15 protein-coding genes are annotated in these 17,778 nt (G+C 45.4%); 8 read left to right on the forward strand and 7 right to left on the reverse strand.

The features are described 5' to 3' along the window. From thrB to VTH8203_RS02910, 4 genes are all read left to right on the forward strand, one after another. A complete protein-coding gene (gene thrB, locus VTH8203_RS02895; protein ID WP_096992289.1) occupies positions 1–963 on the forward strand; it encodes a homoserine kinase in 963 nt (320 codons plus the stop codon). Further along, positions 960–2,240: a threonine synthase gene (gene thrC / locus VTH8203_RS02900; RefSeq protein WP_096992290.1), complete on the forward strand. Its 1,281-nt coding sequence runs from the start codon at positions 960–962 to the stop codon at positions 2,238–2,240. Before thrB ends, thrC begins: the two co-directional genes overlap by 4 nt. Before the next feature lie 139 nt (positions 2,241–2,379). Beyond that, positions 2,380–3,177, forward strand: coding sequence for an arylamine N-acetyltransferase family protein (locus tag VTH8203_RS02905; protein ID WP_096992291.1), 798 nt, complete (start codon positions 2,380–2,382; stop codon positions 3,175–3,177). Positions 3,178–3,263: 86 nt separating this feature from the next. After that, entirely contained in the window at positions 3,264–4,256 is a 993-nt protein-coding gene (locus tag VTH8203_RS02910) for a Gfo/Idh/MocA family protein (RefSeq protein WP_096992292.1), read from the forward strand. Positions 4,257–4,331: 75 nt separating this feature from the next. On the opposite strand, the gene VTH8203_RS02915 is transcribed toward VTH8203_RS02910, so the two are convergent. After that, a complete protein-coding gene (locus tag VTH8203_RS02915; RefSeq protein ID WP_096992293.1) occupies positions 4,332–5,816 on the reverse strand; it encodes a carbon starvation CstA family protein in 1,485 nt (494 codons plus the stop codon). 276 nt (positions 5,817–6,092) lie between these two features. Here VTH8203_RS02915 and VTH8203_RS02920 point away from each other — a divergent pair, with 276 nt between their 5' ends. Then, entirely contained in the window at positions 6,093–6,434 is a 342-nt protein-coding gene (locus VTH8203_RS02920; protein ID WP_031493145.1) for a DUF2799 domain-containing protein, read from the forward strand. Positions 6,435–6,474: 40 nt separating this feature from the next. On the opposite strand, the gene murQ is transcribed toward VTH8203_RS02920, so the two are convergent. Further along, positions 6,475–7,407, reverse strand: coding sequence for an N-acetylmuramic acid 6-phosphate etherase (murQ, locus tag VTH8203_RS02925; protein WP_096992294.1), 933 nt, complete (start codon positions 7,405–7,407; stop codon positions 6,475–6,477). A gap of 8 nt (positions 7,408–7,415) precedes the next feature. Next, entirely contained in the window at positions 7,416–8,534 is a 1,119-nt protein-coding gene (locus tag VTH8203_RS02930) for an anhydro-N-acetylmuramic acid kinase (RefSeq protein ID WP_167385781.1), read from the reverse strand. A gap of 102 nt (positions 8,535–8,636) precedes the next feature. Between VTH8203_RS02930 and nagZ the strand changes: the two genes are divergently transcribed. Further along, on the forward strand, positions 8,637–9,620 hold the full coding sequence (gene nagZ, locus VTH8203_RS02935; protein WP_096992296.1) for a beta-N-acetylhexosaminidase: 984 nt from the start codon (positions 8,637–8,639) through the stop codon (positions 9,618–9,620). A gap of 94 nt (positions 9,621–9,714) precedes the next feature. Here the strand turns inward: nagZ and btsR are convergent, their stop codons facing one another. Beyond that, complete coding sequence (gene btsR / locus VTH8203_RS02940; protein WP_096992297.1) at positions 9,715–10,440, reverse strand: two-component system response regulator BtsR; 726 nt, start codon at positions 10,438–10,440, stop codon at positions 9,715–9,717. Further along, the gene (locus VTH8203_RS02945) at positions 10,437–12,140 is read right to left on the reverse strand and encodes a sensor histidine kinase (protein WP_096992298.1); all 1,704 of its coding nucleotides are present in this window, start codon (positions 12,138–12,140) and stop codon (positions 10,437–10,439) included. The genes btsR and VTH8203_RS02945 overlap by 4 nt, the downstream gene beginning before the upstream one ends. A gap of 250 nt (positions 12,141–12,390) precedes the next feature. Between VTH8203_RS02945 and VTH8203_RS02950 the strand changes: the two genes are divergently transcribed. Continuing rightward, the gene (locus VTH8203_RS02950) at positions 12,391–13,464 is read left to right on the forward strand and encodes a 3-deoxy-7-phosphoheptulonate synthase (RefSeq protein WP_096992321.1); all 1,074 of its coding nucleotides are present in this window, start codon (positions 12,391–12,393) and stop codon (positions 13,462–13,464) included. Positions 13,465–13,472: 8 nt separating this feature from the next. Beyond that, positions 13,473–14,600 carry a bifunctional chorismate mutase/prephenate dehydrogenase gene (gene tyrA / locus VTH8203_RS02955; protein WP_096992299.1) on the forward strand — a complete coding sequence of 376 codons (1,128 nt, stop codon included), beginning with the start codon at positions 13,473–13,475 and terminating at the stop codon, positions 14,598–14,600. Between the two features lie 52 nt (positions 14,601–14,652). Here the strand turns inward: tyrA and VTH8203_RS02960 are convergent, their stop codons facing one another. Beyond that, entirely contained in the window at positions 14,653–15,660 is a 1,008-nt protein-coding gene (locus VTH8203_RS02960; protein WP_096992300.1) for a M23 family metallopeptidase, read from the reverse strand. A gap of 146 nt (positions 15,661–15,806) precedes the next feature. Beyond that, entirely contained in the window at positions 15,807–17,474 is a 1,668-nt protein-coding gene (gene ettA / locus VTH8203_RS02965) for an energy-dependent translational throttle protein EttA (RefSeq protein ID WP_096992301.1), read from the reverse strand. Positions 17,475–17,778 lie beyond the last annotated feature (304 nt).

Below are 17,778 nucleotides of genomic sequence, written 5' to 3' on the forward strand. Positions count from 1 at the left end.
ATGAGTGATAGCGTTGTCGTTTATGCTCCGGCCTCTATTGGTAATGTGAGTGTTGGTTTTGATGTATTGGGTGCGGCGGTCTCTCCGATTGATGGCACTCTGCTTGGCGATTGTGTTGAGGTTAAACTCGGTGATAAACCTTTTGACCTAGCCACCAAAGGCCGCTTTGTTGATAAGCTGCCCACCAACCCGCAAGAGAACATTGTTTACGATTGCTGGAAAGTGTATGCCCGTGAATTAGAGAAGAAAGGTCTAGAACTCAAACCTGTGTTTATGACACTGGAGAAGAACATGCCAATCGGCTCTGGTTTAGGGTCGAGTGCTTGTTCTATCGTCGCGGCACTAGACGCTTTGAACCAATTTCATGGTAATCCATTAAATGAGACCGAGTTACTGGCTCTTATGGGTGAAATGGAAGGGCAAATTTCTGGTGGCATCCATTACGACAATGTGGCACCTTGCTATCTAGGCGGTGTGCAACTGATGCTGGAAGAGCTTGGTATTATTAGCCAAGAAGTGCCTTGTTTTGATGATTGGTATTGGGTGATGGCGTATCCAGGCATTAAAGTGTCAACGGCAGAAGCGCGCGAAATTTTACCTTCTCAATATCGTCGTCAAGACATCATTGCTCACGGTCGTCACCTGGCAGGGTTTATCCACGCATGTCATTCTAATCAGCCTGAATTGGCAGCAAAGATGATCAAAGATGTCATTGCCGAACCATACCGTGCTAAGTTGCTACCCGGCTTTAGTCAAGCGCGTGAATACGCGGCAACAGCGGGGGCTTTGGCAACTGGAATTTCAGGTAGTGGCCCAACGCTGTTCAGCATCTGTAAAGAAAAAGATGTGGCAGAGCGAGTGGCTCGCTGGCTAGAAGAAAATTACGTACAAAATAACGAAGGATTCGTGCACGTTTGTCGTTTAGACAAGCAGGGTTCGAAAGTAACAGGAAGTGAGCTATGAAGCTTTACAACATCAAAGAAAATGACGAGCAAGTCTCGTTTGGCCAAGCTGTCCGTCAAGGCTTAGGTCGCAACCAAGGTCTATTTTTTCCATCTGAACTGCCTAAGTTCGATGACGTTGATGCTTTATTGGCTGAAGATTTTGTGTCGCGCAGCGCAAAGATTCTCTCTGCGCTAATTGGCGAGGAGTTGCCTGCAGAGAAAGTCAGCGAATTAGTGGACAATGCGTTCCAATTTCCGGCTCCAATCAACCAAGTGAAAGATGGTGTGTACGCACTAGAGCTTTTCCATGGCCCGACATTGGCATTTAAAGACTTTGGAGGCCGTTTTATGGCTCAGTCTTTAGCCGCGGTTTCTGATGGTGGCAAAATTACTATTTTGACAGCAACATCAGGTGATACCGGTGCGGCAGTCGCTCACGCTTTCTATGGTATGGAAGACATCAATGTCGTGATTCTCTACCCAAAAGGCAAAATCAGTCCACTTCAGGAAAAGCTGTTCTGTACGCTAGGCAAAAACATTCATACAGTGGCCATCGATGGTGACTTTGATGCTTGCCAAGCGCTTGTGAAACAGGCATTTGATGATGCGGCATTGCGTGAAGAAATTGGATTAAACTCAGCAAACTCGATCAACATCAGTCGTTTGATGGCGCAGATTTGTTACTACTTTGAAGCCGCGTCTCAACTGAGCAAAGAGCAGCGTGAAAACCTTGTTGTATCGGTTCCAAGCGGTAACTTCGGTAACTTAACCGCGGGCCTGCTTGCGAAAGCGCTTGGGCTGCCAATTAAGCGTTTTATCGCGGCAACCAATGCGAATGATACCGTGCCACGCTATCTAGAAACCGGTGAATGGGATCCAAAACCAACGGTGGCAACAATGTCAAATGCGATGGATGTTAGTCAACCAAACAACTGGCCGCGTATCGAAGAACTCTGCCGTCTTAAAGGTTGGGGTTTGGACACGCTAGGCAAAGGTGCAGTCTCGGATGAGCAAAGTGCGGAGTCGGTTCGCGATCTTAATGATCTAGGTTACTTATGTGAGCCTCATGGTGCAATTGCTTATCGAGTACTTGAAGAGCAGTTGCAACCGGGTGAAACAGGCTTGTTCTTGTGTACCGCGCATCCTGCTAAGTTTAAAGAAGTGGTCGATGATATCTTAGGTTCTGACATTGAGTTACCTGGGCCATTGGCTAAACACGCGGCAATGGAGCTGTTATCTGAAGATTTAGCCAATGACTTTGAGGCACTAAAAGCGGTGTTACGCCGAGTCCAATAGGTCTAGATGACACTAATCGCAACGCCTTGAAATTTAAGTGTAGCTGAGTAAGCACATTTAGGTTTCGGGCGTTTTTTTGTATCTGTTGTTTGCGGATTACCTAAAACAATAAACACTGCCACTATTAAAGGAGTACAGGATGACCCCTGTTCAAATGCGTGATTATTTCGATAAGCTTGGCATTAAGAATGAGCTTGAGCCTACGGTGGCCGATATGATATCGCTTCATCATGCTCAGCATCGGACGTTGCCATTTGAAAACTTTGACGTCTACGTTGGCCAAGGAATTAAACTTGATATTGATGCGATCTTCGAAAAACTGATAAGTCATCAGCGTGGCGGCTATTGCTTTGAAGTCAACGGGTTACTGCTTCGAGTTATGGAGAGCTTAGGTTTTACCGTTAGGCCATTATTAGCACGAGTGCATCTTAGCGGCGAGCCTTCGGGACGAAGCCATCAAGTGACATTGACTACGATTGATGACCAGCAGTGGATTGTTGATGCAGGGTTTGGTGCGAATACGCCAAGAGCACCTCTGGAGCTGACGTTGCATCGCGAGCAGTGTATTGACCACCAGTGTTTTCGTTTTATTGAAGATGAGTGCTGTGGTTATTTACTTCAAGTGAAACAGCAAGGTTGGGTGAGTCTATACAGCTTGGACATGACCTATGTATGTCGTGGCGATATTGCGTATGGCAATCATTTTACCTCGACCAGCCCAGAGACTCACTTTACTAACAGTTTGATTGCAGCAAAGCCGACTGAAGGCGGCATCATTACACTACTCGATAGCACGTTAAAAATCAGAATGGGTAACGAAGAGGCGCAAGAAGTAGAACTGACTAAAGCGGACTTGGCGGAGAACGTTGAACGCCACTTTGGTATTCATCTAGAGGCATCACAGCTTGCTAGCATCATCGCAAAGCTTGGATGGTAATAGCTGACAATGTCACACCGTATGATACTTGAGTAATCGTATGACTTAGGTATGGTTGGCAAAAAACATAATGTGAAGGGTATAGGATGTTGGAGAAAGCTCGTTGGGGTATTGCAGGTTTAGGGAAAATAGCACGTCGGTTTGCCATCGACTTAACTCAACATTCGCAATGTGGCGAATTGGTTGCGGTGGCAGCACGTGATGAAGCTAGGGCCTCAAAGTTTGCCGAAGAGTTTGAGTGCAGCCGCTCGTATGGTTCCTACCAAGCATTAGCGGATGATGCCGACGTAGATGTGGTCTATGTTGCGACATTGCATCCCTATCACCGAGATTTGGTGGAGCTTTTTTTAAGCGCTGGTAAGCATGTACTGGTAGAAAAACCCGCATTTACCAATGTAAAAGATTGGGATGAAATGGCTGCGCTAGCGATACGACATGGTGTCATCTTGGCGGAAGCCATGAAGTCTGTTGTGTTTCCTGCCTACCAAGAGTTAAAACAGTTTATTGTCAGCAACAATATCAAGCTAACCTCACTACAGGCAGCATTTGGTAATTGGCATGAGTATGATGAAAACTACCAGATCTTCAATGCTCAGCAAGCTGGTGGTGCGACACTGGATGTGGGAGTGTATGCGCTGTGGTTGTACGCGGATTTATGTACATTGTGTGGCGTAACTATTGGTAAGCCCGATGTGGTCTTTTCTCAAGATAACCCTCAAGCAAAGGTGGATGAGACCGCAGAGTTTCATTTTAAATCTGGTCTTCAAGGTCAGTTAGCGGCCTCAATAACACGTAATTTAGTGCGTAGTGCTGTCATTCAGGGTGAGGACTTTGAAGCGACCATTGCTGAAAAGTGGTGGAACCCGAAATCAATTCAAGTGGTGTATCGAGATGAGACCGTGTTGATAGCACCGCAAACAATCGGGACTGGCTTTGAACATGAAATTGATCATCTAAGTGGGCTGATTTTGCAAGGCGCTAATACCTCATCAATCCTAAAGCATGAAACCAGCCGAGCCGTCATTGAAGTGATGGAGCAAAGTCTGATTGCTGGTGGTTTGGGTTATCTTAGCGAATAATCAGATAGCAAATAAAAAGCACCTTCAATGTGAAGGCGCTTTTTTAGCTCAAAGAGCGGATAACGGGATAATCAGTTAAGCAGTTTCTGCTTTGCCTTGTGGCTTTTCTTCATCTGCAAGGTCTGTTTCACCTTTACCTTTCGACTTCTTAATCACGTAGCCAGTGATAGATAGTGAGGCAACAATACCTAGAATTGTTGACAGCTGCATTGGCAGACCAAAGCCTAGGGTTGCGTTATTCAAGATGAAGGTAATAACAACCGTAGTCATGAAGATGGCTGGAACTGTGGTTATCCAGTGCATCTTGTTGTGACGCAGTAGGTAAGCTGAAGCTGTCCATAACATCATTACTGCGGTTGTTTGGTTAGCGAAACCGAAGTAGCGCCAGATAATACCGAAGTCTACTTGAGTTAAGATGCCACCGATAACAAACAGTGGTAGAGCCATCAGTAGGCGGTTACGTAGTGTTTTCTGTTCCATGTTGAAGTATTCAGCAAGGATTAGGCGGCTAGAGCGGAACGCAGTATCACCTGAAGTGATTGGCAGAATAACCACACCTAGGAAAGCAAGCACACCACCAAAGACACCCAATAGGCCAAATGAAGCGCTGTACACTACGTTACCTGGACCACCATTTTTAACTGCTTCTGCTAGCGAGTCGATAGAGCCGAAGAAAGACAGAGCAAGAGCACACCAGATAAGAGCGATAACACCTTCACCGATCATTGCACCGTAGAAGACAAAGCGACCATTCTTTTCATTTTCCATACAACGCGCCATCAGCGGAGATTGTGTTGCGTGGAAACCTGAAATTGCACCACAAGCAATCGTGATAAATAGAGCTGGCCATAGTGGTAGGTCATTCGGGTTCATGTTAGTGAACATATCACTGATTTCAAATCCGCCCATTACTTGGTGCTCACTTGATAGTGCTACCGCTGTAATTAGACCAACAGACATGAAGATGAGTAGTGCGCCAAATAGTGGGTAGAAGCGACCGATAATTTTATCGACAGGGACGATAGTTGCGATGATGTAATAAGCGAAGATAACCACAACCATGGTTGTCATGCTCATTGACATGCCCATTTGATCATTGACTAAGTTAGTGATCATGCCTGCAGGTGCAGAAACGAATACCACACCAACAAGTAGCAACAAGACGATGGCAAAAATGTTCATAAAGTGTTTGGCGCCATTGCCTAAGTAACGACCGGTAATAGTAGGAACAGAAGCACCACCGTTACGTACTGAAAGCATACCTGAGAAGTAATCGTGCACTGCACCAGCAAAGATACAACCAATGACAATCCAAAGCATAGCGGCAGGACCGTATAGTGCACCCATGATTGGGCCGAAGATTGGACCAACACCAGCGATATTTAACAATTGAACCAAGTACACTTTCTTGGTCGACATTGGCACGTAGTCAACACCATCAGCTTTAGTGTGAGCTGGTGTTTGACGTTTTGTATTAATACCAAAGACCTTCTCAATGAAAGCCCCGTAGATAAAGTAGCCGCCGATCAAGGCTGCAACACAAGTTAAAAACCACAACATAACTGTTATCCCTAGTTTGTGATGACATTAAATTCTGGTAACCATTATAAAAATGATGAATTGGCTACACATCGGCTTATTCGGTTAGTGGTGGAATAGATGATTAAGTGGTCAATAACCAACTTAAGTGGTTTTATCGAAGAGTAAGTGGTCATTTTTCCGAGTTAAGTGGCGGTAGAAAAGCGTGAAGCTCATCACTTAGTCAAGGATTGAGTGGTAAAAAACACTTAAAACTGGCATTGTGACGGCAGAGAGAGTTGGATGAAAAGGAATCTCATGAAAGCATTTTTAGTGGCAGCATCCGCTTTGTTAATATTTGGATGCGCCAAAGGAGTGGATGACCTCGCTAAAGAGGGAAGCTGGGAACAGATTGGCTATCAAGATGGTGTGCGTGGACAATTGTCTCGCAGTTACTCTGACCTGAATAAACTCGGCGCTGCCGTTCATTCAGAATACGACTCGGGTTATCAAAGAGGCATTCTAGAGTTTTGTGATGCTGATTTTGCCTATCAAATCGGGTTGTCTGGGCAGTATTACACTGGGGCGTGTGAAGGCTTACCCGATGGACAGCGTTTTAGAATGGAATGGCAACGCGGTTGGAATGACTATTCCCATTAAAAAATGATTTAGGAAGCTAGGGCATGACACCCTAGCTTTTTTATTCACTTTCTTGGCTCTTGCTTATTACCGCTTTTCTTAGGAAACCGTCTTGTTGATGTAACTGCTGATGTGCTTGCTGCTTATCTAATCCAGTTAGAATCATGAGAATCGACAGCTTCACGTCATATTGAGTTTCTTTTAACGTGACTTGTGCCTGTTGTTTGTTGCAATCCGTGGCCTGCATAACAATGCGCGTCGCTCTGGCGACTAACTTTGCATTGGTCGCTTTCACATCCACCATCAAGTTCTCATAGCTTTTACCTAAACGGATCATACTTGCTGTTGTAAGCATGTTGAGAACTAACTTCTGTGCAGTGCCCGATTTCAGTCGAGTGGAGCCGGTTAGCGCTTCTGGGCCTACCACTGGACTGATCGCTATTTGAGCGATGTTAGCAATGTCGGAAGCGGGATTGCATGACAGCGCCACTGTTGTCGCGCCTAATTGGTTGGCGTATTCCAATGCACCAATAACGTAGGGGGTGCGCCCACTTGCGGCAATGCCAACCACCACATCTTGTGAAGTGAGGTTGTGAGCAATCAAATCCTGTTCACCGAGTGCAGGGTTGTCTTCCGCTCCTTCTTTGGCTCGGAACATAGCATCGTTGCCGCCCGCGATGATACCAACGACCATCTCAGGGTCGGTACCAAAGGTCGGTGGACATTCTGATGCATCGAGCACGCCTAGTCGGCCGCTAGTGCCTGCACCTAGATACAACAATCGGCCTCCCTGCTTAAAGGCCTGAGTAATGGCATCTACCGCCAAAGCAATGTCAGGAATGACCTTTTCTACGGCAAGAGGAACTAGGGCATCTTGTTGGTTCATGCGCGCTAGAATCTGTTGCGATGACAGTAAATCGATATCCATGGTCTCAGGGTTTCTGCCCTCGGAGACAAGTTGAGAAAGCGCATTGAGCAGTGCGTCGTTAGTCATAGTAGTTCCTAGTCAGCTGAATAGAGTACGCCTAAAGGTACGGCTTTACTGGCGCCGGTTACTGAGGGCAAATTACTCGGTATCTTGTTGAGGTAACAGTGTGCAAGCCAAGCAAAGGCCATGGATTCCATGTAGTCTCCACTAATGGCTTCACTGTCAGTGGGTGCCACGCTCCAGCCTATGAGTAATTCACTTAGGCGCTTCATTATTATTGGGTTGTTTGCGCCGCCACCACACACCAATAGTTTTGGTGTGGTGCCGATGGAACAATTTTGAATAGCATTGGCGATAGTTAGGGCTGTAAATTCAGTTAATGTTCGAAGCACATCGTGATCGGTCATCGGTGTTGATATGGCGGCAAGACATTGACTTAGCCATTGTTCATGATACCGCTCTCGCCCAGTACTTTTCGGGGCAGGGCGTGCTAGGTAATCATCGTTGAGCATCTCTTCTAATAAACAAGGAATCACATGACCTTGTTTAGCAAGCTGAGCGTCTTTGTCGAAAGATTGGGAAAAAGCGTGAGAACACCAATGATCCAAAAGCACATTACCAGGGCCGGTATCAAAGCCAATCACATCACCATTGGGCTGCAATATTGAAACATTGGAGATGCCACCAATGTTTAAAATCACTTGTGTTGAGTCGCTATCGGCAAATAAGTAACGATGGAATGCGGGGACTAAAGGTGCGCCTTGCCCACCCAAAGCCATATCTTTACGTCGAAAGTCACCGACGGTATTAATGCCTGTTAGCGTTGCCACGAGATTGTTATCACCAAGTTGTGTGGTAAATCGTATTGCCCCTTCAGGTTGGTGGAACACGGTTTGGCCGTGGTTGCCTATGGCGGTAATATCGTGAGCAGAATACGAGGTTTTACTAAGCAGAGCATTGACTGCCTCGGCATAAAGTAGCCCAAGCTGGTGGTCGAGTTCACCGATGTGTTTAAGTGTGGTTTCCTCACCATGACAGATAGCAAGAACCCCTTTTTTTAATGATTCAGGGTAGTTAAGGAAATCGCTTGCAAGCAAGGTAATTTCACGGCCTTTGATCGACACCAATGCTGTGTCGACACCATCCAAACTGGTGCCCGACATTATGCCAATGTACAGCGCTTCCTTAGACATCATAAACTTACTCCGTTTTTACCTAGCAATATTGTAAATCAAAAATAATCAGAATAATCTCTGGTGACGCCCATTTGATAATAAATTTGCAGAGGAGCAATTATGGGACCGCTATGGCTTGATGTGGAAGGTTATGAACTGAGTGCTGAAGATAAAGAGATTCTTGAGCATCCTACCGTCGGTGGCTTGATTTTGTTTGCTCGTAACTATCATGATTCCGAGCAACTGATTGAACTAAATCGTCAAATCCGTCAAGCGGCGAAAAATCCCATTATTATCGGTGTGGACCAAGAGGGGGGGCGTGTACAACGTTTTCGAGATGGTTTTACCTTATTACCGCCAGCGGCTCGCTATGCGCAGTTACGGGATGAAGCACTCGCGCATCAATCGGGTTGGCTGATGGCAGCTGAGTTGATGGCTCACGACATTGATTTGAGCTTTGCGCCTGTCCTTGACCAAGGACACCAATCTAAAGCGATTGGCAATCGTGCTTTTGGTGACAATTTCCAAACTATCGTTCAGTACAGCACGGCGTTTATGGCTGGCATGAAAGCGGCTGGTATGGCGACTACGGGCAAACACTTTCCAGGTCATGGTGGCGTGACAGCGGACTCTCATTTTGAAACCCCTATGGATAATCGCGATACTATCTTTGAAGATGATATGCGAATCTTTAAAGCTCATATCAAATCGGGTGTGCTGGACGCAATGATGCCAGCACACGTCGTGTACCCACACTATGATGACAAACCAGCGAGTGGTTCAAGCTATTGGTTAAAAGAGGTGCTTCGTAAACAGCTAGGGTTTAAAGGTATCGTGTTCTCTGATGACCTTTCGATGGAAGGCGCGTCGGTTATGGGCGGCCCAGCAGAGCGCGCTCAACAAGCACTAGATGCAGGCTGTGATATGTTACTTATGTGCAATAATCGCCACTTCTCTATCGAAGTACTCGATAACTTGCCAATTACGAAAGTGAAGCAGGCAAGCCGCATGCTAAGAAAGAAAGAGTTCAACTTAAAAGAACTTAAAAACAGCGCTCAATGGAATGCGGCGAATCACAAAATTCTGTCGTCATTGGAAGGCTAGAAAACGGCGAGTCGAGTTCCCCTGCCAATGCGGGGGAAACCTCCAGTTGAGCCATGTTTCGCGCCGTTGCACTATCGGTTCTGTGAGACTCGCCTTAATGAAAGCCTAACGTTTCTTTTAACGCTTTTAGGTAGCGACGACTTACCGGTATTGGGTGGTTACTTTGCGTAATAATCTCTGCTAACCCGTTATCCAATAGCTTGATCTCTTTAATCGCTTTTACGTTGACTAAAAACTGTCGGTGACAACGAATCAACGGCGTTTTATCTTCGAGTACTTTGAGTGTCAGTTGTGAGGTGGCTTTTTGCTCGGCTGTTTGCACATGCACACCAGACAGGTCGCTGTAGGCAAACTCAACATCAGTCGTTGGAATAATCACAATTCGGTTATGGCCGACGCAGGGGATTTGGTCCAGCGTTTGTGGAGCGAGAGTATTGATAGCCCCTAGCGTTTGTTGGTCACGTTTTTTTAGTCGTTTGACGGTTTTCTCAAGACGACAAGGGTCAACTGGCTTTAATAGGTAGTCAAAGGCATTATCTTCAAACGCTTGAATCGCGTATTGGTCATAAGCAGTAACAAAGACGACTTTCGGCATGGTATCTGGATCGAGCATACCAAGCAGCTCAATACCGGTGACTTGTGGCATCTGAATATCAAGGAAGACCACATCCGGTTTTAGCTGGTTGATTTTCTTAAGACCCTCAATGGCATTACTTGCCTCACCGATGATAGTAATTTGCTCGGTTTCTTCTAAGAGCTCTATCAGCTCTTCGCGAGCAAAGAGTTCGTCATCAATTACTAAAGCTGTTAACTGTGTCATGACGCAATAGCCGTCCTTTTATCTTTGCGTGTTGAAGGCGAGGGGATGATAAAGCTCATTCGCGTAAAGTGGTGTTTTTCCACTTCAATTTTTAGCGCTCCGTCACGACCAAATTGATTGGTTAGGCGTTTACCGACAATTTGCAGCCCCAATCCTTCATGGCCCTCTTTAGGTGCAATAAAGGTGCCTGCATTATCTTCGACGACTATCTCACTCCCAGACTCAGTGGTATGACTGTAGATACGAATGATTCCACCTTCAATTAAATTGGAAATACCGTGTTTAATTGCGTTTTCAACCAGAGGCTGCAAGGTGAAGCTAGGAACCTCTTGTTCTAATAGTTCGGGAGTAATATCAATATCCACATCTAGACGGTCGGTAAAGCGTGCTTTTTCTATCGTTAGGTAAGCGTTAACGTGGGCCAACTCTTCCTTCAAGGTCACCGTTTCAATGTTTTGTTTCAGATTGCTGCGGAAAAACTGTGAAAGATGCTGTATTAGGCTGCGTGCTTTATCAGGATCGCGCCTAGTAATCGCGCTAATGGTATTCAATGCATTAAACAGAAAATGTGGATTCACTTGCGCATGAAGTAGCTTGATTTCAGCCTGATTTAGCAAGGTTTGTTTGTTAATGTAGTCGCCATGAAGAATCTGACTGGAGAGTAGCTGCGCAATACCTTCCGCCATAGACATATTAATGGTTGAAAACAATTTTCTCTTCGGCTCGTACAGCTTAATGGTACCAATAACTTCATCTCCTGTACGTAGCGGGATAATGAGCGCCGAGCCTAATTTGCAGTCTTCAGAAATCGAGCATTGGTAGGGGTTTTCTTTACCGTCGAGATAAATAATCTCATTGTTATTCATGGCGTCGAGGGTACTTTGAGAGGAGATAGGACGATTAAGTTGGTGATGGTCTGCACCTATGCCGACAAAGGCTAGTATCTTTTCATGATCAGTAATGGCAACGGCACCAACATTGGTTTCTTCATAGATAATTCGGGCAATTTTGCTGGCGTTGTTGGAGTTAAACCCATGAACCAAAATACCGACAGAGCGCTCGGCAATATTTAATGCGCGGCGGGAGAACGTTGCTGAGTACTCTTCGAAAATAGTTTTACGATCTTGAAGAATACTCATAAAGAGCGCAGCCCCTACCGAGTTAGCAATAATCATTGGAGCCGCAATATCGGAAACGAGTGCGTAGGCTTGATCGAACGGTTTAGCGACCATAAGGATAATCAGCATTTGAACCAGTTCTGCGACGAAAGTGATGTAGAAGACGACAAGCGGGTTAAACAGCTGTTCTTTCTTGCCTTTCCTTATGAAGTACAAGTGCATTAAACCACCGATGACTCCTTCTGCTGTGGTGGAAATCGCGCACGCTAAGTCAGTAAATCCCCCTAACGAATAGCGGTGTAAACCTCCGGTTAACCCAACTGCAAACCCTACTATAGGGCCGCCAAATAAACCGCCCATGACCGCACCAATCGCTCGGGTGTTGGCTATGGCATCGTTGATTTGCAATCCGAAGTAGGTCCCCAAAATACAAAAAGAAGAAAACAACACATAAATACTGAGTTTATGGCTAAAACGATTGGAAACACTAAACAGCGGAATAAAAAGCGGAGTCTTGCTTAGCATGTAAGCGAGCATGAGATACACGCACATCTGCTGCAAAAGGGAGATGATTAAGTCCATAAATTACAACCAACAACGAAGTTGTATTTTATTGTATACGCAACAGGCCAATCGTGGCAGTTTGTTATGTTCGAACTGTTAGCAAGAGTGATGGCACGAGCAATATTAGATGTAAATTAATGTTTACGTTAAGTGTTTTTTGTGGTTTACGCTTGCATGTGATTTTTATCTGGGTATATTAATGGATATAGCTTATCCGGATGATTTGAGTGATTAGATTCGGTGTAAAGCAATGTATACAGGTGAGGCCATGAAAAAGAGTGAACTAAGTAATATTAACATCAGTGACGAGCAGGTACTGATTACACCAGAACAACTAACACAAAAATTACCGTTGAGTGAAAAAGCAAGAAAGTTCATTCAAGAGTCTCGTGAGACAATTGCCAACATTATTCACAAAAAAGACCATCGTCTTCTGGTGGTCTGTGGGCCTTGCTCTATCCATGACTTAGAGGCAGCGAAAGAATACGCTAAGCGTTTGAAAGCCTTGTCAGAGCAGCTTAGTGACCAGCTTTACATTGTTATGCGAGTCTACTTTGAAAAACCACGTACGACGGTGGGTTGGAAAGGCTTGATTAACGATCCTCAATTGGATGGCACCTTTGATATTGAGCATGGGTTACATGTCGGTCGTGAATTATTAGTCGAGCTTGCAGAAATGGACATTCCACTGGCGACAGAAGCACTTGACCCAATTAGCCCACAATATTTGGCCGATACCTTCTCCTGGGCAGCAATTGGTGCTAGAACGACCGAATCACAAACCCACCGTGAAATGGCCAGTGGTCTTTCTATGCCCATTGGCTTTAAAAATGGTACCGATGGCAGTTTGGCAACCGCAATTAACGCCATGCAGGCTGCGTCTTCTAGTCACCGCTTTATGGGAATCAACCGAGAAGGTCAAGTCGCGTTACTCACGACTCAAGGAAACGAAAACGGCCATGTCATTCTGCGTGGTGGTAAACAAACCAATTACGACTCTGTCTCGGTCACTGAATGTGAGCAAGAGTTAGCGAAATCTCATCTAGATGCGTCATTGATGGTGGATTGTAGCCACGCTAACTCTCGTAAAGATTACCGCCGCCAACCACTTGTTGCTGAAGACGTAATCCATCAAATCCGTGAAGGTAACAAATCCATTATTGGTCTGATGATTGAGAGTCATATCAATGAAGGAAACCAAAGTTCAGATATTCCTCTAGAACAAATGAAATATGGGGTGTCGATCACCGACGCGTGTATCAATTGGGATACAACTGAGGCACTATTACGTCATGCTCACAAAGAGCTCGTCCCATTCTTGGAAAATCGTATTAAGGAATAATTACGTCCATGGCTGCTGAACTGAACGCACTGCGCGACCAAATTGATGAGGTCGATAAGCAAATGCTCGAGCTTCTTGCGAAGCGTCTATCCCTAGTAGAACAAGTTGGTGAGGTGAAAAGCCGTCATGGATTGCCTATCTATGCTCCGGATAGAGAAGCGGCCATGCTGGCGTCTCGTCGTGAAGAAGCGGCGAAGAAAGGCGTACCACCTCAACTGATTGAAGACATTCTGCGTCGTACGATGCGTGAGTCATATGCGAGCGAAAAAGACTCTGGCTTTAAATGTTTAAATCCACAACTACGTTCAGTGGTGATCGTTGGTGGTAATGGTCAGCTTGGTGGTCTGTTCGGTAGAATGTTCAAACTGTCTGGTTACGAAGTTAAGGTACTTGGTAGTCAAGACTGGGATCGTGCAGATGAAATTCTCGATAATGCTGGTCTGGTTGTGGTCACTGTGCCGATTCACCTCACTGAGGGCGTGATAGAAAAGCTGAATACGTTACCGCAGGATTGTATCCTATGTGATTTAACATCGATCAAAGCTAAACCTCTGCATTCAATGCTTGAGGTTCACAATGGTCCGGTTGTTGGTCTTCATCCTATGTTTGGTCCTGATGTACCAAGCCTTGCAAAGCAAGTTATTGTTTATTGTGATGGCCGAGGTGAGGCCGAATACCAGTGGCTGCTGGAGCAGTTCAAAATTTGGGGCGCAAGTTTGTGTCAGATCTCTGCCGAGCAGCATGATAAAGGCATGACGCTTATCCAAGCACTTCGCCACTTTACCTCGTTTGCTTACGGTCGCCACTTAAGTCAGCAGAACCCCGACTTAGATACACTCGTTAAACTGAGTTCACCTATCTACCGACTCGAGTTAGCGATGGTCGGTCGATTATTTGCTCAAGATCCAAGCTTATACGGCGACATTATTATGTCATCGGAAGAGAACATTGAGATGATCAAGTGCTTCCATAAACAGTTTGGAGATGCATTGGCATTATTAGATAGCAAAGATAAAGAGAAGTTCATCTCTGAGTTTAATGAAGTAAGCCAGTGGTTTGGTGATTATTCGCAGCAATTTATGTCTGAGAGTCAAAACCTACTTAAGCAAGCTAATGATGCCATTCATCGCGGTTAGATCAGAGTGGTGAATGAAGCAATAAAAAACGCAGCGATTTCGCTGCGTTTTTTTAGTTGGTCTGTTCGCCTAGTTCAGCGGAAGTGTCTTCGGTAACCGCGGTGTTGATCGAAGAGTCCACATAAGGCGCATTGGTAAGGTTTATTTGTAACTTAACCACGCTACCGACAAGATCAATCAGCGGTGCCCATTGTACTTTCTTTTCTTTCTCGAATACGTAATCGAAATTCTCAGGGCTCCAATCAATGAAGTATTGAGGGTTAAGAGTGCGTCCTAAAAAGCGTACTTCATAGTGAAGGTGTGGTCCGGTTGAATTACCGCTGTTACCACATGTAGCAATGACGTCCCCTTTACTGACAAACTGGCCACTCTTAGCTTTAAATTTATGTAAGTGGGCGTAAGAGCTCATAAAACCAAATGAATGACGCACCGTCATATAGTTACCATAACCCTGACGGCTTGGTCTTACTGTTTCAATCACCCCATCGGCTGGCGCTAAGATTTGTTCACCTGTTTTACAGGTGAGGTCGATACCAGTGTGCAACTGACGTTTACCAGATATCGGGTTAGTACGTCGTCCGTAAGACGAGGAAACGCGCTGATAAGTAACCGGGCTGTCATTGGGAATTAAGCGCAGCATAGTGGCACGTACTGCAGAGTCAATGGCAGCAGCATCAATACGTTCCGCCAATGGCATGTCTGTATCGTAGAGCTCTTCATTGGTGAGACCTAGAACTGCTTCAACGTCATTGACTCGTTTACTCAAAAGCTGGAGCTCATCACGCTTCTCTTCAAGCTCTTGAGACAGATCGTGAGTGACATTGACTTGTTCTTCTAGCTTAGCTTCAAGTAGCGCTTTTTCTTGCTGTAGATCCGTCAGAGACACTTCAGTGGATGACAGCTGTGTTCGAGATTGGTTATAGGAATAACCGACTAAGCCCAAGGCAACAGGAAAGGCTGCAGCGAAGAGGATGGCTGTGTAAGTACGCTTTCGTCCTAAACGCAGAGTTCGTTTCTTTCCTTGTTCATTCGGTATTACTACCTTGATTCTATTCGGCATAGTGATTATCGCTACACCACATTTGTCTATGGAATGTGGTGATTTTTCAGTTAATTTCGTTATTTTGTGGGTGAAAATCACAAAAAAGAGGGCGCTATTATTAGCGCCCTCTTGAAAAAAAACAAGTTTATCTCAAATTCAAACGGTTATTTTGAGATGCGTTTGTATTTAATACGGTGTGGTTCAGCAGCTTCTGGACCCAAAGTCTTCTTCAGCCATTCCATGTACTCAGTGTAGTTACCTTCGTAGAAGTTAACTTGACCTTCATCGCGATAGTCGATGATGTGAGTAGCGATACGGTCTAGGAACCAGCGGTCGTGCGAGATAACCATGGCACAGCCAGGGAACTCTAATAGCGCTTCTTCAAGTGCACGTAGTGTCTCAACGTCTAGGTCGTTGGTAGGCTCATCGAGTAGCAACATGTTACCGCCCGCTTTAAGCAGCTTAGCTAGGTGAACACGGTTGCGCTCACCACCGGAAAGCTCACCGATGATCTTCTGTTGGTCACTACCTTTGAAGTTAAAGCGTGAGCAGTAGGCGCGCGCTGGAATTTCAAAGTTGTTGATCTTAATGATGTCAGCGCCTTCTGAGATCTCTTGGAACACCGTATTGCTGTCGTTCATTGAGTCGCGGAACTGCTCTACAGAAGCCAGTTTCACGGTTTCACCCAGTTCAATCGTGCCAGAATCCGGTTGTTCTGTAACGCTTAGCATCTTAAATAGTGTCGATTTACCTGCACCGTTGGCACCAATGATACCGACGATAGCACCTTTTGGAATGCTGAAAGAAAGATCATCAATCAGCACTCTGCCATCGAATGACTTAGTCAGGTTGTTCACTTCTAGAACTTTGTCACCTAGACGTTCGCCTGGTGGAATGAATAGCTCGTTCGTTTCGTTACGCTTTTGATGATCGCCACTCTGTAGCTCTTCAAAACGTGCCATACGTGCTTTTGATTTAGCTTGACGACCCTTAGGGTTTTGACGAACCCATTCCAGCTCTTTCTCAATGGTTTTCTGACGAGCTTTCTCTTGAGACGCTTCTTGTTGTAGACGTGCGTCTTTTTGCTCTAGCCATGACGTGTAGTTACCTTCCCATGGAATACCTTCACCACGGTCCAGCTCAAGAATCCAGCCTGCTGCGTTATCTAGGAAGTAACGGTCGTGGGTAATCGCAACAACAGTACCATTGTAATCCACTAGGAAACGTTCAAGCCACGCAACAGATTCTGCATCTAGGTGGTTGGTTGGTTCGTCGAGAAGCAGCATATCTGGCTTCTCAAGTAATAGGCGACAGATAGCAACACGGCGGCGCTCACCACCCGATAGGTGTTGAATCTTAGCATCCCATTCAGGAAGACGAAGTGCGTCCGCGGCACGCTCTAAGGCGTTGTTCAAGTTATGACCATCTTTCGCTTGAATAAGTGCTTCTAATTCGCCTTGCTCTTTTGCTAGAGCATCGAAGTCGGCATCTGGCTCAGCATAAGCAGCATAAACCTCGTCTAAGCGCTTCATTGCACCCGCAACATCAGATACGGCTTCTTCAACAATTTCACGTACGGTTTTTGATTCATCAAGAACAGGTTCTTGCGGCAAGTAACCTACGTTTAGACCAGGTTGCGGACGCGCTTCACCATCGATATCAGTATCAATACCCGCCATGATACGTAGAAGGGTAGATTTACCAGCACCATTGAGGCCTAGAACACCGATTTTTGCACCAGGGAAGAAGCTAAGAGAGATATCTTTAAGGATTTGTCGCTTGGGTGGCACTACTTTGCTCACGCGCGACATGGTATAGACGTATTCAGCCATTGCCGATCGTTCCTACTTTCTGAGGTCAATAAAGTTGTTATTTTACACTACGCAGTCAGAACGTTTCAATTTTCGTTGTGCGATCTTAAGCCTCATTATTAGTCAAAATGTGCCATTAGGGGATGAACCAGAGAATTCTCAACATTGGAAACAAATTCTTAATCACAAACCCATTGGCAAGTAGAGGGAATTGGTCTTAAATTGAAGATTGACCATGTATTTAAATGAAGCTGACAAGGCTAAATGAAAAACGACAACAATAATCTCTCTGGTCATTCTTCACAGCATCTAAGGAAAACGGCAC

The organism is Vibrio thalassae (assembly GCF_900089835.1).
GTDB lineage: Bacteria > Pseudomonadota > Gammaproteobacteria > Enterobacterales > Vibrionaceae > Vibrio > Vibrio thalassae.